The 21,827-nt window shown below is 70.1% G+C and carries 23 protein-coding genes; 18 read left to right on the forward strand and 5 right to left on the reverse strand.

Translation table 11 applies throughout. The features are described 5' to 3' along the window. Positions 1-70: 70 nt before the first annotated feature. The 7 genes from ACIRPX_RS28735 (at position 71) to ACIRPX_RS28765 (ending at position 4,789) form a co-directional block, all read left to right on the forward strand. A complete protein-coding gene (locus ACIRPX_RS28735; protein ID WP_404200543.1) occupies positions 71-478 on the forward strand; it encodes a helix-turn-helix transcriptional regulator in 408 nt (135 codons plus the stop codon). A 226-nt stretch (positions 479-704) separates the two neighbouring features. After that, entirely contained in the window at positions 705-1,040 is a 336-nt protein-coding gene (locus ACIRPX_RS28740; protein WP_404200546.1) for an NUDIX domain-containing protein, read from the forward strand. Positions 1,041-1,073: 33 nt separating this feature from the next. Beyond that, complete coding sequence (locus tag ACIRPX_RS28745; protein WP_404200549.1) at positions 1,074-1,610, forward strand: RNA polymerase sigma factor; 537 nt, start codon at positions 1,074-1,076, stop codon at positions 1,608-1,610. Then, positions 1,607-2,425 carry a hypothetical protein gene (locus ACIRPX_RS28750; protein WP_404200551.1) on the forward strand — a complete coding sequence of 273 codons (819 nt, stop codon included), beginning with the start codon at positions 1,607-1,609 and terminating at the stop codon, positions 2,423-2,425. Before ACIRPX_RS28745 ends, ACIRPX_RS28750 begins: the two co-directional genes overlap by 4 nt. Positions 2,426-2,430: 5 nt before the next feature. Continuing rightward, the gene (locus ACIRPX_RS28755) at positions 2,431-3,309 is read left to right on the forward strand and encodes an ATP-binding cassette domain-containing protein (protein WP_404200554.1); all 879 of its coding nucleotides are present in this window, start codon (positions 2,431-2,433) and stop codon (positions 3,307-3,309) included. Continuing rightward, positions 3,306-4,172, forward strand: coding sequence for a hypothetical protein (locus ACIRPX_RS28760; protein WP_404200557.1), 867 nt, complete (start codon positions 3,306-3,308; stop codon positions 4,170-4,172). Before ACIRPX_RS28755 ends, ACIRPX_RS28760 begins: the two co-directional genes overlap by 4 nt. Next, complete coding sequence (locus tag ACIRPX_RS28765) at positions 4,169-4,789, forward strand: hypothetical protein (protein ID WP_404200560.1); 621 nt, start codon at positions 4,169-4,171, stop codon at positions 4,787-4,789. Before ACIRPX_RS28760 ends, ACIRPX_RS28765 begins: the two co-directional genes overlap by 4 nt. A gap of 129 nt (positions 4,790-4,918) precedes the next feature. Here ACIRPX_RS28765 and ACIRPX_RS28770 read toward each other — a convergent pair whose 3' ends face one another. Beyond that, positions 4,919-6,340, reverse strand: coding sequence for a hypothetical protein (locus ACIRPX_RS28770; RefSeq protein ID WP_404200562.1), 1,422 nt, complete (start codon positions 6,338-6,340; stop codon positions 4,919-4,921). A gap of 854 nt (positions 6,341-7,194) precedes the next feature. On the opposite strand from ACIRPX_RS28770, the gene ACIRPX_RS28775 reads away from it, so the two are divergent. The 4 genes from ACIRPX_RS28775 to ACIRPX_RS28790 all read left to right on the forward strand — a co-directional run bounded on the left by ACIRPX_RS28775 (position 7,195) and on the right by ACIRPX_RS28790 (position 10,355). Further along, positions 7,195-8,136, forward strand: a complete 942-nt coding sequence (locus tag ACIRPX_RS28775; protein WP_404200565.1) for a hypothetical protein — start codon at positions 7,195-7,197, stop codon at positions 8,134-8,136. 63 nt (positions 8,137-8,199) lie between these two features. Further along, on the forward strand, positions 8,200-9,264 hold the full coding sequence (locus ACIRPX_RS28780; protein WP_404200568.1) for a hypothetical protein: 1,065 nt from the start codon (positions 8,200-8,202) through the stop codon (positions 9,262-9,264). Between the two features lie 15 nt (positions 9,265-9,279). Further along, a complete protein-coding gene (locus ACIRPX_RS28785) occupies positions 9,280-9,453 on the forward strand; it encodes a hypothetical protein (RefSeq protein ID WP_404200571.1) in 174 nt (57 codons plus the stop codon). A 116-nt stretch (positions 9,454-9,569) separates the two neighbouring features. Next, the gene (locus ACIRPX_RS28790; RefSeq protein ID WP_404200574.1) at positions 9,570-10,355 is read left to right on the forward strand and encodes a hypothetical protein; all 786 of its coding nucleotides are present in this window, start codon (positions 9,570-9,572) and stop codon (positions 10,353-10,355) included. Between the two features lie 510 nt (positions 10,356-10,865). On the opposite strand, the gene ACIRPX_RS28795 is transcribed toward ACIRPX_RS28790, so the two are convergent. Together ACIRPX_RS28795 and ACIRPX_RS28800 are read right to left on the reverse strand one after the other, a co-directional pair. After that, positions 10,866-11,522 (reverse strand): hypothetical protein, encoded by a 657-nt coding sequence (locus ACIRPX_RS28795; RefSeq protein ID WP_404200577.1) that lies wholly within the window; start codon positions 11,520-11,522, stop codon positions 10,866-10,868. 28 nt (positions 11,523-11,550) lie between these two features. After that, positions 11,551-11,694, reverse strand: a complete 144-nt coding sequence (locus ACIRPX_RS28800) for a hypothetical protein (RefSeq protein WP_404200580.1) — start codon at positions 11,692-11,694, stop codon at positions 11,551-11,553. 490 nt (positions 11,695-12,184) lie between these two features. On the opposite strand from ACIRPX_RS28800, the gene ACIRPX_RS28805 reads away from it, so the two are divergent. The 4 genes from ACIRPX_RS28805 to ACIRPX_RS28820 all read left to right on the forward strand — a co-directional run bounded on the left by ACIRPX_RS28805 (position 12,185) and on the right by ACIRPX_RS28820 (position 16,226). After that, a complete protein-coding gene (locus ACIRPX_RS28805) occupies positions 12,185-13,105 on the forward strand; it encodes a U32 family peptidase (RefSeq protein WP_404200583.1) in 921 nt (306 codons plus the stop codon). 171 nt (positions 13,106-13,276) lie between these two features. Continuing rightward, complete coding sequence (locus tag ACIRPX_RS28810; RefSeq protein WP_404200584.1) at positions 13,277-14,416, forward strand: sugar ABC transporter substrate-binding protein; 1,140 nt, start codon at positions 13,277-13,279, stop codon at positions 14,414-14,416. After that, positions 14,413-15,465, forward strand: a complete 1,053-nt coding sequence (locus ACIRPX_RS28815) for an ABC transporter permease (RefSeq protein ID WP_404200587.1) — start codon at positions 14,413-14,415, stop codon at positions 15,463-15,465. The genes ACIRPX_RS28810 and ACIRPX_RS28815 overlap by 4 nt, the downstream gene beginning before the upstream one ends. Next, positions 15,462-16,226, forward strand: coding sequence for an ATP-binding cassette domain-containing protein (locus tag ACIRPX_RS28820; protein WP_404200590.1), 765 nt, complete (start codon positions 15,462-15,464; stop codon positions 16,224-16,226). Before ACIRPX_RS28815 ends, ACIRPX_RS28820 begins: the two co-directional genes overlap by 4 nt. Positions 16,227-16,366: 140 nt before the next feature. On the opposite strand, the gene ACIRPX_RS28825 is transcribed toward ACIRPX_RS28820, so the two are convergent. Beyond that, positions 16,367-17,470, reverse strand: coding sequence for a Gfo/Idh/MocA family protein (locus ACIRPX_RS28825; protein ID WP_404200593.1), 1,104 nt, complete (start codon positions 17,468-17,470; stop codon positions 16,367-16,369). A 104-nt stretch (positions 17,471-17,574) separates the two neighbouring features. On the opposite strand from ACIRPX_RS28825, the gene ACIRPX_RS28830 reads away from it, so the two are divergent. Further along, positions 17,575-17,808 (forward strand): hypothetical protein, encoded by a 234-nt coding sequence (locus ACIRPX_RS28830; protein ID WP_404200596.1) that lies wholly within the window; start codon positions 17,575-17,577, stop codon positions 17,806-17,808. Between the two features lie 154 nt (positions 17,809-17,962). On the opposite strand, the gene ACIRPX_RS28835 is transcribed toward ACIRPX_RS28830, so the two are convergent. Beyond that, a complete protein-coding gene (locus ACIRPX_RS28835; RefSeq protein ID WP_404200599.1) occupies positions 17,963-19,429 on the reverse strand; it encodes an amidohydrolase family protein in 1,467 nt (488 codons plus the stop codon). 264 nt (positions 19,430-19,693) lie between these two features. Between ACIRPX_RS28835 and ACIRPX_RS28840 the strand changes: the two genes are divergently transcribed. Together ACIRPX_RS28840 and ACIRPX_RS28845 are read left to right on the forward strand one after the other, a co-directional pair. After that, complete coding sequence (locus ACIRPX_RS28840; protein WP_404200602.1) at positions 19,694-20,497, forward strand: IclR family transcriptional regulator C-terminal domain-containing protein; 804 nt, start codon at positions 19,694-19,696, stop codon at positions 20,495-20,497. 94 nt (positions 20,498-20,591) lie between these two features. Beyond that, the gene (locus tag ACIRPX_RS28845; RefSeq protein WP_404200604.1) at positions 20,592-21,773 is read left to right on the forward strand and encodes a CaiB/BaiF CoA transferase family protein; all 1,182 of its coding nucleotides are present in this window, start codon (positions 20,592-20,594) and stop codon (positions 21,771-21,773) included. Positions 21,774-21,827 lie beyond the last annotated feature (54 nt).

Raw genomic sequence — 21,827 nt, forward strand, 5'->3', positions numbered from 1 at the left:
ACTCACACTCATCGGAAAACGGCGGCGCCGACCGCTGCACCCCACCGACCACACCGAGCAGGGGAGCCCCGTGCGTAGCTCAACGAACCCCACACCTGTGCGCCGCAGCAGCCTCGGAATACCCGGCGGTGAACAGCGGCCCGTCCCGGTACGGCCGTCCCTGGAGGAGAGGCTCGCCGCCGCCATGCCCCTCGACGAGCGTCAGCGCAGGCTGGTGGCGCTGCTGCTCGCCGGGCACACGGACGCGAGCGCGGCCGGCCGGCTCGGGGTCAGCCCCCGCACGGTGACGAACATCCTCCGCTCACTCATGGACCGACTGGGGGTCGACAACCGCTTCCAGCTGGGGGTGGCCCTCGGCAGCCGGATGCGCGTGCCCGACCGCCCGAACCACCCACCCCGGCCCGTCCCGAGCGCGGGCGAGCCGATGCCCGGGTTCGGCGTCCCGATGCCGTCGGCCCGCCGCGAGGCCAGTGCGTAGGCCGCACGGCGGGCGCGTGGCCGAAGATCCGATCAGGCGCAGACAACGATGTCGTACGGTCTCACCTCCACCGTCATACCAGCGGCCCCGGTCGGCCGAGGGATCCGGCCGCGGTGGTCCGGGGTTCGACGGCCCCTCCAACACCCCCGGGAAGGCACAATCGGCGAGCCCCCATGCGGGTCACCAACCCGCCCAGGCTCTGACCGGCCCGGCCCGAAGGATCCACATGATCGAGTGCGTCCGCGCGGTCCTGATCACTCCCGCCGACCGGCTGCTGCCGATCCGCCGCACCCGGCCCGGCGGCATCCCCTGCCGGACCCTGCCCGGCGGCCACGTCGAGCCCGACGACCTGGACCTGCGCGCAGCACTGACCCGTGGGGTCCGCGAAGAGACCGGTGGCACCCCGGACATCCTCGGCCGACTGCTGACCTTCGACGACAGCCACCAACGCGACCACGTACCTGCGACAGAGCCCCTACGCGCACGAGGCCGGTCGGGTGCGCGGCTGAGGCAGCCGCTGACGAGCGTCCGGCGTCCCGGAGAGATTCTCGCGGCAGGGTGAAACTTTCCCGGGCCGGGCGCGCGACAGTTAGGTATGGACAGCCGCCCGAGCGACGAAATGCTGCTCGCCGCCGTCACCGAACGTGACATGGGCGCCTTCCGCACGCTGTACGAACGCCACTCCGGCTGGCTCGCGATCCGGCTGACCCGGCGGTGCAATGACCGCGACCTCGTGGCGGACGCGGTCCAGGACACGTTCGTCGCCGTCTGGCAGAAGCCGCAGGGCTTCCGCGGCGACGGCGACATCGCGGCATGGCTGTGGGGGATCGCGATCCGCCGGCTGGTGAGCCGCTTGCGGGCCCGCGGCAGGGCCGTCGCCGTGTTCGAGGACGCCGGAGCCGTTCCGGCCGCGGAAGACCAGGTGCTGCTGTCGGTCGAGTACGGCGACATCGGCCAGGCAATGGCCCGGCTGTCGCCGGAGATGCGCGCCGTCATCCAGGCCGTCGTGCTGGACGGCCTGTCTGCGAGGGAGGCGGCACTGCTGCTGCACGTACCGGTCAGCAGTGTGAAGACCAGGCTCTACCGGGCCAAGGCGCGCCTGCGGGCCGCCCTAGCGGAGGGACCGTCATGACCGGGTGGCACCTCGACGACGACGCCCTGCGGAGGTATGTCGAACGAGCCGATTCGCTGGCCGAGGGGGCCTCGGTCGAACAGCACCTGCTGTCGTGCGAGCAGTGCCGCGCGCGGGTCAACGCCGCGGTCGACGTGATCGACTTCGCCGCGGTATGGGACCGCACACGGGACGCCGTAGAGGTGCCGCGGCCGTCGGTGTTCGAGCGCCTGCTGCGCGTGGCGGGCCTGTCTGACCACGAGGCACGGCTGGTCGGAGCGGCCAGCGCCTTCCGCGGCGTGTGGCTGGTCGGCGTGGCCGCGATCCTCGTGTTCGCCGGATTCGCGGCGGTGGTCGGACACGACCGCGGCCTGTGGCTGTTCCTGGCCGTGGCGCCGGTCATGCCTTGTCTGGTGGTCGCGTCCGCCTACGACCCGTGGCTGGACCCGGCGCTGGAACCGGAGCTCGTCACACCCTATCCGGCGCTCCGGCTGATCCTGCTGCGCACGATCGCGGTGCTGGCGGTCGCGTTGCCGGCGATGCTGCTCTTCGGGCTCCTCCTCCCCGGTCAGGCGCCGTTCGCCTGGCTCCTGCCGGCGGTCGGCTTCGTCGCGGTGGTGCTGGCCGCATCGACCTGGGTCAGTCCGCTGTACTCCGCCATCGCCGTCAGCACCGTCTGGCTCGCGGTCATCGGGTCGCTGGCCACGCGGTCCGGCTCGCCGGACGCGGTGCTCCAGACCCGGACCCAGGCGGCATTCCTGGTGCTGGCGGCGGCCTCGCTCGTGATTCTTCTGGCACGCCGTCGCCGACTGCGCCGGCTTCGACCACGGAGGTAGCGACAGTGACCGCTTCGATCAGCCTGCGTGAGGTCGGGCGCGCGTTCGGTGCCACCCGGGCGCTGGCCGGCGTCAGCCTGGACCTGGAACCCGGCGTGAGCGGACTGCTCGGCCCCAACGGCGCCGGCAAGACCACACTGCTCCGCCTGCTGGCCACCGCGCTGCCGCCCACACAGGGACAGCTGAGCGTGCTGGGCCTGGACCCTCAGGTCCCGGCCGGCCGCACCGGCATCCGCCGCCGGCTCGGCTACCTGCCGCAGGAACTCGGCTTCCCGCGCGGCTTCACCGCTTTCGCGTTCGTGGACTACATCGCGTTGCTCAAGGAATGGACCGAGCCGGCGGCACGCCACGCGGAGGTGCGCCGCGTCCTCGGCCTGGTGGGCCTGTCCGACCACGGCGCGAAGCGGATCCGGGCCATGTCCGGCGGGCAGCGCCGGCGGGTCGCCCTCGCCCAGGCGCTGCTCGGCTCCCCACGGGTGCTGATCCTGGACGAGCCGACCACCGGCGTCGACCCGGAACAGCGGGTCACCCTGCGGACCGTGCTGGCGGAGATCGCGCGCACGTCGATCGTGGTGCTGTCCACCCACCAGACCGAAGACGTCGCGGCCCTGTGCGAGCGGGTGATCGTGCTCGACCACGGCCGGGTCCGCTACGACGGCACGGTCACCGACCTGGTCGCCCAAGCGGCCGGCCGGGTCTGGCTGGCGGACGAGCCGGACCCGGCGGCGAGCGTCTCCTGGCGGACCGCCACCGGCCGCTACCGCAATGTCGGTGCCCGCGTCCGGGTGGGCGCCGAGCACGTCGAACCCTCACTGGAAGACGCCTACCTGCTCCTGCGGGGCGGGGCACCGGAGCCCGAGACCACCGGGGAGGTGGCTCCATGACCACCGCGCTCACGCCCGCCCGGCCCGGAGCCGGCGCCCGGACCGCGTTCGGCGCGCTGGCCGCCCGGGAGACACGCCGGTTCGTCCTCAACCCCGTCTTCCTGTTCACCGTGGCCTTCACCGCGTCGTGGACGTGGATCGGCCGGGGCACCGCGGTCACCGACGTCACCAACGTGAACGCGTTTCCCGCGATCTTCCTGGGCGGGTTCGGAATGTCGGCCGCGTACTGGCTGACCCGGTCGATGCACGCCAGCGAGCCGGTCGTCGGCGTCACTCCCCTCACGTCGCCGGCGCGTACCGCCGCACTGTGCGCGGTCGCGATCGTGCCGTTCGGCTTCGGCTGCCTGACGCTGCTCGCGTTCCTGCACTTTCACCCGGCCGGCGAACCGGCGTACGCCATGTTCAGCCCGTCGGACCGGATCGCCGTCCTGGCCGGGCAGATCGTCGTCCCGGCCCTCGGCGGACCTCTGCTGGGCATCATGCTGGGGCGCTGGGTGCGGTTCCGGGGCGCCGCGTTCGTGCTGTTCCTGGCCCTGTACGGCTGGGTGAGCCTGGTCGCGGTCGTGTCCGCGTCAGATGCGGACACGGTGCCCGTCGCGGCGCTGCGGCTGTTCGCGGCGTTCACCTTCTTCGCGCTCCACAGCGACGCCGGTGGCGTGACCGCCTGGAGCGGATCGCCGTGGTTCTTCCTCTGCTGGCAACTCGCCCTGTGCGTGATCGTGGTCCTGGCGGCACTGCTGAGGGGGGCCGAGGGGCAGGTACGCACCCGGATCGTCCTCGCCCTCACCGTCACGGGCGCGGCGGCCCCGGTCATGCTCGCCCTGACCGCCGCGGGCGGGTTCACCCACCCGGCCGGCTCATGACGGCCGCACCGGTGCTGCGGGCCGGGGCGTGGCCGACGGTCGCAGGTCTCAGCGGCGCGGCGGCCGTGCCGGGCGGCGGCGCCGCCGCGTTCCCGGCAGCCGCCACCGTGCTGCTCCCGGTCTGCTTCGCGCTGCTCACCGCAGCCTCGGCGTTCACTCTCGACGAGCCGGCCAGCCCGGTCGTCGACGTGACACCGACCGGGCCCGTCCACCGCGCCATGATCCGCTCCGTGGCGTTGCTGGCGCCGCTCACCGTCGGCGCACTGGTGATACTGGCAGCGGCATGGCGCGGAGCGGCCCTGCCCTGGGCGGCGACCGGCCTCGCGCTCTTCGGCAACGTGGTCCTGGGGTTCACCGCGGCATGCGTGGCCCGGACTTGGTCGGGAGAACCGGGTCCGGCCGCGGGCACGGCCGTCGCCCTGATACTGATGGCGCCCGGCCTTGCCCCCAGCCTTGTGCCGCAGGCCGCACACTGGGTCCACACGTTGCCGGCACCCGGCGCGGACGGACCGTCGTCGGACACCGTGTGGTGGACCGTTCTCGCAGCGTGCCCGGTGACCCTCGCTGTTGCGGCCCACGGCCGAAGGCTGCCCCGGCACGTACCCAGGGATCCGTGACCCCGACGACAGCGATGCACCAGCTACGCCCCGGCGGCGGTCACCACACGACCGCTCGCTGCTTCGGGGATACGTCCTCCCACGAGCACCGAGCACCGAGCACCGAAAGAGCCGCTGCTTGCTCCTCGCTCAGCGGGACCCGAGAGCATTCACTTGCTCTCCCGTGGCCAGCGTGGCCCGGACGCGAGTTCGTGGTTTGTGGGAGACAGGCAGATCGAGCGTCCGACCCCGCTTCGTGGCCGACACGTCCCCGCTCACCGACAGACGGGTCACGGCCCTGCTGCCGGCCGCCAGCACGTACCAGTGACCACCCGGTGACTGCCAGCCCGTCGTAGCCGCGATGTTCTGACCAAAGCGGCTGCAGGCAGCGGTCGACCGCGCCCGCGCAACCGTGCGGGCCGGCGCAGACGGCAAGTCCCTGCTCGTACGCAGGGTCACCGTCACATCGCCGGGCCCGCTCCAGGTGTCGGCGCGGGCGCAGGACCAGACGGCCGTACCGCCGTGGTCAGGCAGATTCTGCTCGGCGAAGTCCCAGGCGTTGACCGACCGCACACCGGCGTTCCCGGGCGACCCGAGGGCGCAGACCGTGTGAGCCCAAGCAAGCAGGGCGGCTGAACCGGTCGCCTCACGAGGTCGGCCGGGCGGGCCGCCTTGTCCGGGCAACGGGATATGGGTGAGGTGGACCGGGGACAGGCCACCCCAGTCGGCGAGCAAGAACGAATGCTTTTCGACGATGCGCTGCGAGGAGCGTAGCTGCAGCACCGGGCGGCTTTCGCAGCCGCCACCGGCGGACCCCACCGGCACCGGTTGCGTAACTCCATCCTTCGCCGTCCGCAACGGACGGGCAATAACGTCCGGCCGCACGAGATCTCGGACGCTCGCCTCGGAAATCCAAGGAGCCAGCAGATAACGTGCGGCATCTCGGCCCGAGTTCAGGGACACGGCGGCAGCCGTCGTGAGATCCGCGTCATCGGTACGGGCAACGCTGAGTTCCGCGGCGTGCGCCGGGGCGCGGGCCTCGCTGTAGCGGGCAAGCCGCGTGCCGTCGTACAACAGCACCACGGTACGGTCGGCTACATCTCCTGCGTACAGCAGTTGTGGTGCGGTCGCCGGTGCGGCCGCGGTGGTGGCGGGAGCGCGCCGGACACGGGTGCCGGCCCGGGGATGTGCCCAGGTGGCCAGCGCCCGGCCCAGCAAACCGTCGTCGTGCGTTCGTGAGCCGCGCGGCGGCCACGCGGTGAAGTCCACTCGAGAGGTGTTGTCCCATGCCTGTCTCGGGGTACGCACCAGCTCCGCGGGCGTGAATGCCGAGTCGGCGGCGGGCGCGGGAGCGGACGATCCGGGCGCCGTGTCACCGGCGACCGTGATGGCCATCGCGGTTGCCGCCGCCAGGCCGACGGCTACCGCACCCAGCGTCAGCCTGACTCGTCGGCTGCGGCGCAGCAGATCGGTGGGGCTGGCCTGGAGGGCGCAGGCATCGAATTCGTGCGACGACAGCAGCGCGGCGGTCGGTCCGGCGCGGCCCGCTCCGAGCGAGTCGGCAGTACTCACAGCGGCGGCCGGGTCCGCCACACCCGCTGATGCGAGCAGGTCGCGGACGACTGCCTCGGACAGTCCATGAACCGAGCGCAAAAAGCACGCGGCACGCGAGGCGGCGGACACGTCCGAGAGCCGCCGGGCAAGGTCCAGTTCGTCCGCCCCGCCCGACCGCGGGAACAACCGGAGTCCCACGACGAGGGGTACCCGAGGCTTGAGTGCCGCCGGTGGGGCGAACCGTGGGGACCAGCAACGTGGACGTCGTTCGTAAGCCAGAGCCGCACGGAGCACTGCCACGATGAGCAATCGCTCTGCCGTCTCCCTGTCGCGTGCCTCCTCGCGGGGGCGCGGCACAGGGATTCCGCCCCGCTTTGTCCGCAGGCGTGGCAGGGCCCGTTGGACGAGAGCATGCGCCAGGAGCACCCGCCGATGACGACCGAGCGATGCGGGGAGGGCGAGATGCGTCAGGCAGACCAGGTCCCGGTACCGCTCGACCAGGATGGCTTCGGCCTCCTCAATCCGGGGTCCGCCATCGGGCCGGCGCAAGCGAAGGTGCATAGGCTGACGTGCTTTCCGGAAGGGAGCGCGGGTATGACACTCCGTCAAACGAGTGAACATCGAACCGGTCACCGTAACGCCTCATCGCGCCGAGCCGATCGGGGTGTGCGCGGACCATACGTCGTCCCCGTGAGCCGTTCACTCCGCCTGCCCCGAGCGGGAGATTGTTGCGAGTGCAAGCGATGGTTGGAATTCGTTAAAGCCCGATCAAGAAACGGCAAGAACTCTCCGAACCCCCCTTACGGTGTAGGTCGCCGCTGCTCGCGGCGGCCCGCCTGCAGAAGGCAGGCACACGAAGGGGCGTTGCGTTCATGGGGGAATACGTCGGCGTCGATCCGGTGCGCGTGCGAAAACTCGCCGACCGGCTCGGGGACCTGGAACGGGCTCTGGCCAAGCACGGGGCTCTGATCCGCAAGAACTTCAAGTCCTGGGACAGCGGCCTCGACCTGTCCCCGCTGGCCCAGCAGACGCGGGCGGTCGGCCAAGATGCCCGCGACATGTCCAAGCGCGCCGATCTGGCCCGCAATCTGGAGGAGGCCGGCGGCGCGACGGGGATGTGCACTCCCGACAGGGACGTCATCGACATCCCCTGGGACATGAAGGACGTCTCCGCGCAGAGCGCCAAGGAGGCGCAGCAGGAGGCCGCGACCCTCAAGAAGGCGCTCGACAACCCCAAGGCCGACGGCTCGCGTGCGGACATCGCGGCCATCTCCCGCTCCTTGGCCGACCACCGGGACGACCCCGCGTATCTGGCGGCCTTCGCGTCCGCCGACGCGGCTCGCGTCGGCGAGGCACTGCACGAGGAGGACGGCACCCACGGCGGCGAGGTCCTCAACCAGGATGCGCAGCGAATACTCAGCCAGTACGCCGCAGGCGTCAACGGGCTCTTCACCCTCCAGACGGCAGGCAGGATTCCGCCGAACGGTGACATGTGGTCCGTCGGGATGCTCTTCAAATACGGGCCTGACGGCAAGGACTGGGACGCGCAGGCGCTGTCCTCGGTCGGCGGCGCGATGCTCGACTGGCGCAAGAACCACGAGATGCGGCCCACCTACAGCCAGGGGCAGGTGACCGGCGCCGGGTACGTGCCCGGAGGGTACGTCGACCCCGACGACACCTGGTACAAGTCGATCGGGCTGGCGCACAGTTATGTGACGGAAGGCATGGACGACGCCCAGGTCCGGGTCCAGGCCATCGACGCCAATGATCCGTCGGCCGCCCTGATGCAGCGCGTCAGCTCGACGACGACATGAGGGACTCCTTCAGCCGCGGGGCCAGTTGACGTGCTCGGCACTGAAGGGAAATGGGGTTCGACCGTGAAGCGACGCAGTCGGGCGTGGCTGACGGCCGGGGCGGCTGTGGCCGCCCTGCTGGCCCTGGGCGGCTGCCTGGGGAGTGGCGACGACAAGTGGAAGGAACCGGACAAGGGCCAGGCCGAGGCGCTGCTGAGCACCGACAACGGGCACGGTGGCAGTTCGGGAGCAGCCTGGCTCGCCTTCGACGGCGATCCCGACGGTCTCACGGTCGGGCCTGACGGGAAGGTCTACGGCCTGGCCACGTCCCTGGCCGTGATCGAGGGCCACAAGGCCAGGACGATCCTGAACAGCGAAGTGCACGGTGCCGGCGGGCTGGTCGTGCTGTCTCCCAACTCGTTCGTGGTCGGCGCCCACGCACAACTGCTGAACATGAAGCCTGGCGGCGAACAGACAGCCCTCGCAGGCGTTTCGGGCACGTCACGGAAACCCGGTCAGCCGGTGCCGGCCACCACCTCGGCGAAGACCTTCCCCTTGACCACCGGACGCATCGAGCCCTTCGGCAGGCGCTCGGACGGCTCCGTCCTGTTCGCGGACGGCGACGTGATCTGGCGGCTCAAGGCAGACCGACTGACACGCCTTTACCAAGCGCCGAGGAACAAGAAGGGCAAGGTCCAGCAGATCATCGACCGCGGCAGTGCCGTGGACCACTCCGGCACGGTCTATCTGCGCACCGCCGAGGACGGCCTGTCGGGGCGCTTGGGTGACGTCGTTTCCGTGCACGAGGACGGATCGGTTCAGAAACTCGCCCTGCCGAAGCACGTTTCAGGGGTGAAAGGCAACCTGGCCTCACTCGGAGTGACGTGGATGGCGGGAGACGGCTCGAACGGCGTCTACGTACGCGCGCGAGACGAATCCGCCGGATACGTGCTGCACGTGACCTCCGGCAAGGCCGAACTCGTCGCCAGGCAGATCTCCGGTGGCGACTCGGACTCAGGGTGCAAGGAGGGTTACTCGGTCGACGCGTTGAAGCTTCCCTGCACGATGCCCGAGGCTCTGACCTACTCGGCAGGCAGTCTCATCATGGCGGGCCATGCCCGTTTCGTTCTGAAGATCGCAACGAAGTAGGAGTGAGACTCTTCCATGGCCATACCCCAGGAAGACCGCCTGGATTACCTCTGCCGCCAGGACATGAACGCGATCGAGCGGGCGGTCGACGACATCCGCACCGCCATGAAGAACGTCGACAACATGATGCCGAAGACCTGGATCGGCAAGAGGGCCGACAACTGGCGCACCGATCCGAGGGCCGTATGAAGCGGTTGAAGACGCTGTTCGACTCGTTCCCGGCGGAGGAGAACCGCCTGGTGGAACAGGCTCGCCAGAAGCAGGCGCAGATGAACAACACGTCGCACGGGGGAGGCTAGGCGTACGTGGAGGGGGCGGCGGCATCGGCCCTGCGCCACGTCCCGCAGGTTCACATGCCGCCGCAAGGCAGGCCCAGGCGCCCCGCCGCCGAGACTGCACACCGGAGGGAGGGAAACGTGGACGGCCACTCATATGCCGTTCTCATCGCGAGCGTCGCCGTCACCGCCGCCACGTTCGACGTGATCCGTGTGTACCGGCGGTTGCCCGAACGGGCCGCCGACGGTGCGGAAACGGCCGGCGAGGTCGTACTCGCCGAAGCGGTCCCCTCGGATCCCCAAAGGGCCACTGCCGACAGGAACTTCGGCCTCGTCATCGCCTCCCGCGCCGCATTCGTCGCCCTCACTCTCATCGTCGCCGGCCTGCTCTGGAGCGCCGAGGACGACCGGCACTGGACGCAGGACAAGGTCCTGCACGAGGCGGAGAAGATCGCGGCCGACATGGAGAGCGGTGGGCAGGCACCCGGCGACGGCAGCACGCCGGGTGCGGGGACCTTCAGGACCCTGGTGGACACCGAAGTGCAGGCCGTCGTGAAAGGCAACGGCCTCGGCCTGACAGACGACTTCACCACCCCTCCCCCGGACGCCGTGGACAGCTACGTCATCACCGGCACGGAGTTCCACGACGGGACAGGAAGGGCAAGGCCCACCAAGTACAGGGCCTGTCTCCTCATCACCTCGGCGGACCCCGTCCCCAACAGCCTGCCCACAACCTCCGGTATCAGCGAGGACGTTCACGACTACGCCATCCACACCAGAGTCACGCCGGGCAAGTGTTCCAGGTCTGATGGTTAACGGGAAAGGAACTGCGCCAGGACGACATCGCCAACGAGTCGTTGGAGACACCGCGCCGGCTGGACCATCAAGACGCCAGGGGCGACGCCTGCATACGGTTGCCTACTGGTAACACCCGCCGACGCACATCACGGTGACGGTTCCGCTGTCGCCGGCCGCGGGCGAAGGGGTGCCGGGGGTGGGGGCGGCGGGAGCCTCGCTGGTCCCCCAGGGCTCTCCATACGATCACCGCGACCAGCAAGCCGTGTTCCGCCCAAGCCCGACGACCGCACCGCTGACTCCCCCACTCATCGACATGGATCACGTATCGGACTGCCGAAGCGCACCCGGAAGTCGCATGGGGCGGCGCGTGTGGGTCGGCACGCGATCAGCGTTCCCGCGACGGCGAGGGCAGGGCTGACAGGGCGGACGGGCCGCCGGGGAGCTGTCGCCAGGCGGGAGGCCGGCGCGTACCACAGGGCGGGGCCCGCCGGTCCATGGCCGGCGGGCCCCTTCTCGCGGTGGATTCCGCTAGCGTCCTGCCGCGGTGCGGGACGTCGCCGCGAATCGGCGCGCCCATGCGGTGAACTCGTCCGCGACGGGGTAGTCGCGCTCGACCCGCTCCAGGAGCCGCTCCAGGTCAGCCGGTGAGACACGGTCGACGTTCAGCAGCACGTCGGCCCACCCCGGCGGACGTCCGACGCGGACCCCCGGCGATTTCGCCCGGACCTCGTCGAGGAGCCTGTCGCGATCCAGGAGCAGACGCATCCTCGGGATCGTGTCCCGCGTGAGCTCCCCGGCCAACTGGCGACCGCACTCCTCCGGGTCGATCCGCCCGCCGTAGGCCCAGTAGCGACGCGCGGGTGTGGATGTGTCGTCCGGGTCGTAGGCGACCGAAGCCGGTGGCAGCACGTACCAGCTGACCATGGCCGCGGCGGACGTCGGAGGCCGGTGCTGCGCGACCTCCCAGCCCTCGCGGTGCACCCACGCCCGCTCCGGCGTGGGAACGATCGCCGCCTTGACGAAGAACACCTCGGTCGACGGGTCCATGGGGTGCGGTTCGAACTCCAGCACCGCGCAGTCCCCACGATCCCCGGCCAGCCGCAGGACATTGTCCTTCTTCGACATGCCTTCCGCCTTGGCGACCGGCGTGATGTGCCGCCGCAGCCATGACTTCTGCGAAATCATCCCTCTCCTCCTGGCTTTGTCGGCCCCGTCACGCGGCCAGCCCGTACAGGGCCCGGCTGACGGCCACGGTAATCGCCGTTCCCGTCTCCACGGCGGCCCCGCCGCCCACCAGTTCCGGCAGCGCCGGAAGGGCCAGCACGGCCACCGGCACCAGCAGCGGCCACTGGCTCACCCCGTTCGTGAGCTGGGGATATTATCGAGACCCCGCTGGTTGCCGACACCGGAGTAGTGGCCGAAAATCCTTCAAGTCCAGCACATGCACGATCAGAGCTCACCCGTCGAGTCCTGATGGATTGCAGCGCGCTCCCGGCACAGGCGTCACCGCAGCGCGGACGTATCAGGCCGAACAGACCCTTACGGCCGGCGGTCAGGCGCCCCGGTCGTGTCCGATCTCCCGGCCGTGACCGACCAGTTGACGCACTGTTCCACCACGCTGCAGGGCTGCCCGACCGACGGATCACACGAACGGCCTGGAACGGGCCCACCGCCGCACCCCATAAGGTCCCGCCGGAACGGGGGCAAGGGGGTGCGAGACATGGCGTCGTCGGCGGCCCGGCCCGCGGTTGTCCTTGGCTGCCGTTGACGGACCGTCGTCGGCTGCCTACCGTCCAAGCGCAGCGATGCCGAACAAAGTTCGGCATATCGACCGAAAGAAGGTCCGGATGGACGGCATGGAAAGGTCACGGCGGTCGCTGTCCGCGCTGGGGTTGCCGGAGCGGGACCTCGGGGAACTGCCCGATTCGGTCAAGCGCTTCCCGGACGGCGCGCAGTACCGGGTGGAGATCCCGTCGGTCGAAGGCCCGGGCCCGTTCCAGGCGGTCGTGGACGAGGCCGAGCGGCACGGGATACGGATACATCGCATCAGCCAGGGCAGCGGCATGATGCTCCTCGCCGACTCGGAGATCGAGCAGATGGTGGCCCTCGGCCGCGAACGCGGCGTGGAGGTCTGCCTCTTCGTCGGACCGCGCGGCGGCTGGGACATCGGCATCCAGGCCACGTCCGCCGCGGGTGGCGGCGCGGCCGCGGTGCTGCGCGGCGCCGACCAGCTCGCGTACGGGGTCGAGGACGTCATCCGGGGCTGCGACCTCGGCGTGCGCAGCGTGCTCGTGGCCGACATCGGACACCTGTGGGTCCTCGGCCGCATGCGGGCGTCCGGCGACCTGCCGCCGGACCTGGGGATCAAGGCGTCGATATCGATGCCGACGGCCAATCCCGCGGCCGCACGGGTCCTTGAGGACCTCGGGGTCACCACGATCAACCTGCCGATCGATCTCACCCTGGCCCAGATGGCGGCGATCCGGGGCGCGGTCGACACACCTCTGGACGTCTATGTCGAGGGCGCCGACGACTTCGGCGGCGTGGTCCGCTACTACGAGATTCCGGCCCTCGTACGCGTGGCGGCTCCCGTCCACCTCAAGTTCACGGTACGGAACGCGCCGTCGCTGTATCCCTCCGGAGCGCACCTCGCCGACGTGGCCGTGGCGACCGCGCGCGAGCGTGTACGGCGGGCGGCGATCGGTCTTTCCGTGCTCCGCCGGCACTATCCGGAGGCCGCAGCCGGCCCCGGACCGATGACGACGTAGGTCCCGACGTAGGCATGGCGGGGCAGACGATCCACGTACACGTATTGACGAAACCGTAGCCGACTCAGGGCCTTGACGACCTATCAGGCCAGTTCTACGTTCAGCCCCACCAAACAAGCCGAACGACGTTCGAAATACCGGGCAGCACGGGCCGAGCGCGCCGGAGTGGTCATGAAGAAGATCGATCCGCAGGTGGAAGAAGCCGTCGAGACGCTCAGCCTGAACGGGCTGGCCAGGCGGCGGCTGCTGAGCGGCGCCGGAATGGTGAGCGCCTCGGCCGCCGCGGCGGCCTTGCTGTCCGCCTGCTCAGCCGACAACAAGAGCGGCAACAACAAGACGGGGGACGGTGTCGGCGACTTCCCGAAGACACCGAAGTGGAGGTTCGTGTTCGTCAACCACGTCACGACCAACCCGTTCTTCACTCCGACGCAGTACGGCGCGGCGGACGCCTGCGCGCTCCTGGACGCCTCGTTCCAGTGGACCGGCTCCAAGGACTCGAGCGTCCCGGAAATGGTCAGCGCCATGAGCTCGGCCGTCTCCGCGAAGGCCGACGGCATCGCGATAGCGGTCGTCGACAAGAACGCCTTCACGTCACCCGTCGACAAGGCCCTCAACGCCGGTATCCCCACCATCTCGTACAACGCGGACGGGGCGAAAGGGGATCCGGGGACGAGCCGGCTCTGCTACGTCGGGCAGGACCTCTACCAGTCCGGGGTCGAGCTGGGCCGCCGCATCGCCTCGCTGATGCCCTCCGGCGGGGACGCGGTCGGCTTCATCGCCACGCCGGGCGCGCTCAACATCCAGCCGCGCATCGACGGAGCCACCGACGCGATCAAGGCATCCGGCAAGTCGATCAATTTCAAGTCGGTCGCGAGCGGCGCGGAGCTTCCTCAGGAGCTGTCGACCATCGACGCGTATGTCAGCGGCCACAAGGACCTCAAGGGTCTGTTCGCGGTCGACGCGGGCTCGACGGAGAGCGTCGGCAAGGTCGTGAAGAAGTACGGCCTCAAGAAGAAGGGGGTGGTCGCGGGCGGCTTCGACCTGAACCCGAACACGCTCACCGCGATCAAAGCGGGCGACCTCGACTTCACCATCGACCAACAACCCTATCTGCAGGGCTTCCTGAGCGTGCTCTACCTGTGGATGTACAAGCTGTCCGGCGGACTGGTGATCCCGAGTGTCACCGACACCGGCCTGCTCTTCGTGACCAAGGACAACGTCGACCCCTATCTGCAGACGAAGACCCGGTACGAGGGCTCCAGCACGAAGCAGCAGCTGATCAAGCGCTCCGGCCCCATCGCACACGCATGAGCGAGCGGGCCGTGCGGGACGCCATCGACGGGGAGAGCGCCACGGCCGACACCCCGCCGGTGCGGCGGCACGGACCCCTGCGCCTGGCCTACGAGGCGTTCGTCATCCGCCGTGAGGCCACGATCTTCATCGTCGCGGTGGGCCTGCTGCTGTACTTCTGGTCCAACAACTCGGACTTCCTGGCCCGCAACAACCTGGTCAACCTCTCCCAGCAGACGGCGCCGTACGCGATCATCGCGGCGGGAATGGTGCTGCTGCTGGTGAGCGGGGAGATCGATCTGTCGGTGGGCGCCGTCTTCGCGCTGTCACCGTTCCTGATGCACTACATGATCGACTACTACGGCACGTACCCGATCGTCGCGATCATCGGCTCGACACTGGCCGGCGCCGTCATCGGTCTCGTCAACGGCTTCGTGGTGGTCGTGCTGAAGGTGCCGTCGTTCGTCGCCACGCTCGGCATGCTCTTCCTCATCCTCGGCATCATGCTGACCACGTCGCACGCGTACCCGGCGCAGATCCCCGAGGCGGCGCACGGGGTGCGCGGCTGGTTCGGGCAGGCGGACTGGTCGGAGCTGATCTGGTGCCTGATCGTCGTCGCGTACTTCCACGTGATCCTGACCCGCTCGCGCTGGGGCCTGTACACGATCGCCACCGGCGGCAACCCGCTCGGCGCGGGCGAGGCCGGCATCAGGACCGGCCGCATCAAGTTCGGCAACTTCATGGCCACCAGCGCTCTCGGGGCCTTCGCCGGCATCCTCGAGGCCTTCCGGGTCGATTCGATCGACCCGACCTCCGCGGGTGCGGACGGCGCGACACCGATGTTCACCGCCGTCTCCGCCGCGGTCATCGGCGGTACCGCGCTGGCCGGCGGCTCGGGCACGGTCGTCGGCGCGCTGCTCGGCGCGCTCGTCCTCGCGGAACTGCGCAACGGGTTCAACCTCATCGGCATCAACGCCAACCCGTTCAACATCATCCTCGGTGCCGCGATCATCCTCTCCATGGTGCTCAACGTGTACCTGGCCAGACTGCGAAGGGCAGGCCGCCGATGAGCGGGCCGACACCGGCACCGGCGCTCTCCGTGGAGCACATGGCCAAGGGCTTCGGCGCGGTCACGGCGCTACGGGACGTGAACCTGCACCTGGACAAGGGTGAGGTGCTCGCCCTGGTCGGTGACAACGGCGCCGGAAAGTCGACCCTGTTGAAGATCCTCTGCGGCTTCCACCGGCCCGACGCCGGCCGCATCCTCCTCAACGGCGAGGAGGTGACGCTCAAGTCGGTCGACCATGCCCGCTCGCTCGGCATCGACGCCGTGTACCAGGACCTGGCGCTGGTGAACGAACTGACAGTCTACCACAACATGTTCCTGAACCGGGAGAAGATCCGGCCCACCCGGCTGCTGAACAACCGCGCGATGCGCAGGATCGCCCAGGAGCACCTGGACGAGATGGGGGTGAACATCCCGTCGGTCGACGTCGAGGTCGCCAAGCTCTCCGGCGGCCAGCGCCAGGCCATCGCCGTGGCCCGCTCGGTGTATTCCGAGGCCAGGGTCCTCCTTCTCGACGAGCCCCTGGCCGCGATGGGCGCCAAGGAGGGCGCGCTCATCCTCGACCTGGTCAACGACCTCAAGGCCCGGGGCGAGGTCTCCGTCATCATCATCGCCCACAACTACGCCCAGGTCTTCGAGGTCTGCGACCGGGTCAACCTGCTTCAGCACGGGGAGATCACCTTCGACAAGCGCACGTCGCAGACGTCGGTGGCCGAGCTGACCGACCTGGTGGTCGAGGAGTACCGGAGGTCGCGGACCACGTAGGCGTCCTCGGACGGAGTCCCGCCCCGGAGCCGGCGGCCAACGGGCCCCGGATGCCCTGGTCACCGATGACCCGCCACAGCGAGGTGACACCGTTCTCCAGGCCGGCCCGCACGGCTGCGCAACCGTGCGGGGCGGCCGGTTCAGCCGCTCGCCCAGGCCTCCACCGCGGTCGTCACCGGCACCTCCGTACGTGCCGATTCCTCACAAGCCAGTGCCAGCAGATGGTCCTGACAGCCCTCGGCCAGCGGATACGGTTCCGGACCGGCATCCCGCGCCCAGGCGCCCGTACGGCACAGCAGAGCCACGACGGCCAGGTCGTCCTCGGACAGGCTCGCGCCGAGATGGTCGTTGCGCCACACCACCCGTCCGTCGAAGGAAATGTGGTGCACCTCAGCCCCTTCGAGATTGAGGTCCGTGCCGGTGCGGCGACGCATCAGCAGGGACTCGACAGGCGTGCGTGGATCAGCCATCCGCACCACCGTGTCGTCCACGATCTCACCGAGCGATCCGCGCACCACGATCCGGCGGGCCCGTAGCGGATTCCACCACTGGTTGTCCGTGAAGTCGTACAGGGCCGTACGAGCTCCGCCGAAGTCCAAGAGGGCAAGGGTGGTGACGGCGTCCTTGGGTGTCAGGTCATCCGACCAGCCATCGGGAGACAGTGGATCGGCGAGCGGGGCGGTGAAGGCACGGGCCGTCACCGTCGCGGGGCCGTAACCCACACCCAGGGTGTGCCGGATCAGCGACATCGCGTGATACATGTGGGTGGAGGAGACCTGTACGGACGTGACGTCGCCGATCACCCCTTCCTTCACCAGAGCGAGTCGCGCGGCGTGTCCGGGCATCAGGGTGTACTGCTCCGCCACCTGCACCAATGCGCCGCCCCCGGCACGCCTCGCCACCCCCACGGCATCCCACAGCTCCCGCAGTCCAGGCACATCGGGCGCCGGTGGCGTCTCGGCGAGGACCGGCGTCTCATGCCCGACAAGCTCCCGCACGACCGTCGGCGTGACGTCCCACGGAACCGACGGAACCACGAACTCCGGCCCCGTTGCGCAGAGTTCGTCGACCGTCCGGAAGGCCGGCACGCCCCACTCCGCTGCTATCCGGGCCATGCGTTCGGTGGAGCGAGTCACCACCCCGGCCACCGCCAGGCGTTCGGGCAACGCCCTCGCCAGCCGAACGAAGAACTCGGCCCGCCAGCCACTGCCCACGATGCCGAATCGTATGGGTGCTGTGCTCACTGTCCCCGTCCCTCCCGATCCACGCCGCGAGTCTAGCCCTGGACCTCGGCCACGCCGGCGCGACGAAGGGCCAGTTGTCGCCCTCCAGCGGGTCGGCACCGGCCATGAACGCATGGGGGCCGCTCCTGGTGAACGCGGCGCTTCACGGCGCACGGTGCCACCGCCGGAGCAGCCACTTCCTGCTCGGCGGCCGCAACGCCGCGCGCGGGCCGCGGTCGGCCCGCCCGCAGGGCCTGACGAAGATCCCGCAGGCGTCGACCGCTTCCGTGCCCTCGGCCGCGGTGCCGCAGGGGCGCGACCGTGACAGGTCGTACGGCATCGCTCCGCGGTCCGGGTGACCGGGCGATCTCGTTCGGCGGCTTCGACGATGGCCGGTGCGGCAGCCGCCGCGGCCGCGGGATCGAGGACCTCGACGGCATTCACCACGGCGCGGTGCCGCGGCAGCCGTGGGGGCGCCGGAGGGGGGAAGCCGCCGGCGCCCCGAGAAGCTGGTCAGCCGCCGTGCGTGGCGGTGCTGCGGTAGCCGGTGTAGGTGTACGGGTTGTCGAGGACCTTCGTCTCCGGCACGTCCGGGTTCATCCCGTGTTCCCAGGCCTCGGGGCCGAGTTGTCCCTGCAGGTAGTCGACCGTGGCCTCGACGCTGCGGCGTGCCCTGGCCAGGTCGATGCCGACGAGCCGGTGGTCGTGCTTCACGACGCGTCCGTCGACCATGACGGTGTGCACGTCCGCGCGCTGCGCCTGGAAGGCGACGTGGCCGTAGGGGTTGAGCAGCGGGAACATCGCCGGGGAGTGAGCGTTCTTGATCAGGACGACGTCCGCCTTCTTGCCGGCCTCGAGACTGCCGACCTTGTCGTCGAGGCCGAGTGCCTGCGCCCCGCCGCGGGTGGCCCATCGCACGACCTGCTCGGCCCGCAGATGGACGTGGGTCACGGTCTCGCTCCCGGCGTGCGCCTCGAGGTGTTCGCGGGCCCGGTCGGCGCCGAGGGTGGCACGCATCGCGGAGAACAGGTCCCCGCTCCACCACACGCTCGTGTCCATGGACAGCGAGACGGGGATGCCGTGTGCGCGCAGGGCCCAGGTGGGCGGGTAGCCCTGCCCGCAGCTCTGCTCGCTCTCGGTGGACACCGACACCGAGCCGCCCGTCGCCGCGATGCGGTGGTAGGAGTCGGCGCTGAGGGTGGCCGCGTGCACGTACACCGTGTCGGGGTTCATGAAGCCGTGGTCGTGCATGAGTCTGATGCCGTCGTCGTTGGTGGCTCCCCATACGCCGGCGTGCGTGGTCACCGTCGCCCCCAGCTCGCGTGCCACCTCGAAGGCGGTCTTCTCGGGGAAGGCGGGATCTCCGGTGACGTCGAAGGCCATCTGGAAGCCGAGCATGTCGTCGCCGTGGAAGCGGCGGCCGACGAATTCGCGGAACTCGGGCGCGACCGACCACTCCCAGGGCGCCGCCTGGATGTTGCCGTAGGCGAGGACGAACCGGCCGGGCACCTCCTCCAGGGCGTCGACGGCGGCGTCGGCGTGCTGCACCGTCTGCAGGCCGTGCGACCAGTCCACGGTGGTGGTGACACCCGCGTCGAGTGCCTCGACGGCCGACAGCAGATTGCCGGCGTACACGTCCTCCGGCCGGAAGTGCCTGCCGTGCTCGAGGTAGTACCAGACGAAGTACTGCGTGAGGGTCCAGTCGGCACCGTATCCGCGCATCGCGGTCTGCCACATGTGCCGGTGTGTGTCGATCATGCCGGGCATCACGATGCCGTCGGTGGCGTCGATCTCGACGGTGCCCTCCGGAACGGCCAGGCAGGGGCCGACCGCCTCGATCCGGCCACCGACGACCAGCACGTCGGCCTCGGGATGAAGCGTCCCTCGGTCATCCATGGTCAGGACGGTCCCGCCCCGGAACACCACGGGCGGCCTCGCCGCACTGTCACCGAACCCGTCCGCATTGCTGGCCGCGTTCATTCATTCCTCCGAACTCATGGCGCACCGAGCGTGAGCGACTCCTTCGCCAACTGCGGACGGATGTCCGTATGGCGAACGGAGCAATGTGGGCGCAACGATGGATCTGGACGGAAGGCACTGTCAATACCTCGTGCGCACACCGTTGCCGAGGAGGCGCCGAGACGCCGGCGCCCGTCTCTTCGCCATGCGGACGGCCGTACCGGGATGGCTAAGCTCGTCGGGGGCACCCCGTCGTGCCCGCACCTTCGAACAGCAGGAGCCACCGTGCCCCGTCGCGACGACGACCCGAACTTCATCGAGGCGATCGCCCGCGGATTCGACGTGATCAAGGCGTTCGACCCGCACGCACCCGTCATGACCCTGAGCGAGGTGGCCACGGCCACCGGCTTGGCCCGCCCGACGGCGCGTCGGATCCTGCTCACCCTGGAATCCCTGGGGTACGTACGCTCCCGGACGGGCGGCGGCTACGCCCTCACCGCCCGCGTCCTCGACCTCGGCCTCACCTACGTCCAGGCCATGGGCCTGTGGGGAGTGGCCCGTCCCCACATGGAACGCCTGGTCGCCCGCACCCACGAGTCGACGTCCATCGCACAGCTGGACGGCTCGGACATCGTCTACGTGGCCCGGGTCGCCGTACCCAAGATCATCGCGCTGGCGGTGAGCATCGGCACCCGCTTCCCCGCCCCGCAGACTTCTCTCGGCAAGGTGCTGCTCGCCGGTCTCGACCCGGCCGAACTGGACAAGGCGCTGGCCGAACCGAGCCGGTCCCCCGCCGAGCCGCGCCACCGGGTCGACCGCGCCGGACTCGACGCCACGCTGCAGGAGGTGCGCGCCAGGGGCTGGGCGCTGACCGACCAGGAACTGGCCGCGGGCATCCGCTCGGTGGCGGCCCCGCTCCGGGACTGCGACGGGCGGGTGATCGCGGCGATGAACGTCACGGTCCATGCCGCGGAGACCTCGGTGGAGACCCTGCGGGACGAGTACCTGCCGCTGCTGCTGCAGGCGGCCGGCGAGGTGAGCGCCGACTTCGCGCGCTACGGCGCGATCCCGCGCACGCCGGCCACGTGAACCCCGCGCCCATGTCTTGACACGCCGCCCCGGCGATCTGAGACTTCGTTCTGCGGACAGCCGTCCGCAGAACGGACGAGGAGAGTGCTGAGGCATGGCGGAAGAAGCAGCTCCGTCCGAAGGCGGCCCCCCTCGCGGACCGCTGCACGGGCTGTTGGTGGCCGACTTCTCACGCATCCTCGCGGGTCCGTACGCGACCATGCTGCTCGCGGACATGGGCGCCGAAGTGATCAAGGTGGAGGGCCCCAAGGGCGACGACACCCGCAGCTGGCTCCCGCCGGTGCGCGGTGAGGTCTCCACCTACTACCTCGGCGTCAACCGCAACAAGCGGTCGCTGGCCCTGGATCTCAACGACCGCACCGATGTGGCGCTGGCCCGTGAACTGGCCGCCCGCGCCGATGTGTTGATCGAGAACTTCAAGCCGGGCGGGCTCGCCCGGTTCGGCCTGGACTACGACGCCGTCCGCCAGGCCAACCCCCGTGTCGTCTACGCCTCGATCAGCGGCTTCGGCTCCCGCGCCGATGCCGCCCTGCCCGGCTACGACCTGATGGTGCAGGCGATCTCCGGGCTGATGAGCCTGACCGGTGACCCGGACGGTCCGCCCTACCGGGCGGGCATATCGGTCTTCGACGTGATGACCGGGCTGCACTGCGCCACCGGCATCCTGGCCGCACTGCACCACCGCGACCGGACCGGCGCGGGCCAGCACCTCGAGGTCAACCTGCTCTCGTCGGCACTGTCCGGCCTGGTCAACCACTCCAGCGCCTACGTGGCCGGCGGAGACGTACCGCACCGGATGGGCAACGCCCACCCGAGCCTGTTCCCCTACGAACCGCTGCCCGTCGCCGACGGCGAACTGATCGTCATCGCGGGAAACGACGGCCAGTTCGCGAGACTCTGCGAGGTGCTCGGTCTTCCCGGCCTGCCGGACGACCCGCGCTTCGCCCGCAACCAGGACCGCACCGCCCACCGCGAAGAGCTTCGTCCACTGCTGGTGGAGCGGCTGGCGACCCGCACCAAGAAGGACCTCTTCGAGGCACTGATCGCCGCGGGCGTACCGTGCGCGCCCATCAACACCATCGCCGAGGGCGTGGCCTTCGCGGAGGAAGCCGGGCTCGACCCGGTGGTCGTCGTGGGCGAGGGGGCCGCGGCCGTTCCCTCGGTGCGCCATCCGATCTCGTTCTCGGCCACTCCCCCGCGCTACGACCTCCCGCCGCCAGGCCTGGACGAGCACGGCGCCGACCTGCGTGCCTGGCTCACGGCCCCGCGCGACTGACCGGCCGCCGCCGTCCCTTCCGGGCCCGCAGCGGGCCGCCACCTCCTGAACAGC

Origin of the sequence: Streptomyces sp. NPDC101225, from assembly GCF_044767585.1 — a bacterium.
Lineage (GTDB): Bacteria > Actinomycetota > Actinomycetes > Streptomycetales > Streptomycetaceae > Streptomyces.

Bases quoted from the DNA above. Each gene is read 5' to 3' on its own strand.
- ACIRPX_RS28740 (WP_404200546.1), top strand. From the start codon at position 705: ATGATCGAGTGCGTCCGCGCGGTCCTGATCACTCCCGCCGACCGGCTG.
- ACIRPX_RS28745 (WP_404200549.1), top strand. From the start codon at position 1,074: ATGGACAGCCGCCCGAGCGACGAAATGCTGCTCGCCGCCGTCACCGAA.
- ACIRPX_RS28750 (WP_404200551.1), top strand. From the start codon at position 1,607: ATGACCGGGTGGCACCTCGACGACGACGCCCTGCGGAGGTATGTCGAA.
- ACIRPX_RS28760 (WP_404200557.1), top strand. From the start codon at position 3,306: ATGACCACCGCGCTCACGCCCGCCCGGCCCGGAGCCGGCGCCCGGACC.
- ACIRPX_RS28765 (WP_404200560.1), top strand. From the start codon at position 4,169: ATGACGGCCGCACCGGTGCTGCGGGCCGGGGCGTGGCCGACGGTCGCA.
- ACIRPX_RS28775 (WP_404200565.1), top strand. From the start codon at position 7,195: ATGGGGGAATACGTCGGCGTCGATCCGGTGCGCGTGCGAAAACTCGCC.
- ACIRPX_RS28785 (WP_404200571.1), top strand. From the start codon at position 9,280: ATGGCCATACCCCAGGAAGACCGCCTGGATTACCTCTGCCGCCAGGAC.
- ACIRPX_RS28795 (WP_404200577.1), bottom strand. From the start codon at position 11,522: ATGATTTCGCAGAAGTCATGGCTGCGGCGGCACATCACGCCGGTCGCC.
- ACIRPX_RS28805 (WP_404200583.1), top strand. From the start codon at position 12,185: ATGGACGGCATGGAAAGGTCACGGCGGTCGCTGTCCGCGCTGGGGTTG.
- ACIRPX_RS28810 (WP_404200584.1), top strand. From the start codon at position 13,277: ATGAAGAAGATCGATCCGCAGGTGGAAGAAGCCGTCGAGACGCTCAGC.
- ACIRPX_RS28815 (WP_404200587.1), top strand. From the start codon at position 14,413: ATGAGCGAGCGGGCCGTGCGGGACGCCATCGACGGGGAGAGCGCCACG.
- ACIRPX_RS28820 (WP_404200590.1), top strand. From the start codon at position 15,462: ATGAGCGGGCCGACACCGGCACCGGCGCTCTCCGTGGAGCACATGGCC.
- ACIRPX_RS28830 (WP_404200596.1), top strand. From the start codon at position 17,575: ATGAACGCATGGGGGCCGCTCCTGGTGAACGCGGCGCTTCACGGCGCA.
- ACIRPX_RS28835 (WP_404200599.1), bottom strand. From the start codon at position 19,429: ATGAACGCGGCCAGCAATGCGGACGGGTTCGGTGACAGTGCGGCGAGG.
- ACIRPX_RS28845 (WP_404200604.1), top strand. From the start codon at position 20,592: ATGGCGGAAGAAGCAGCTCCGTCCGAAGGCGGCCCCCCTCGCGGACCG.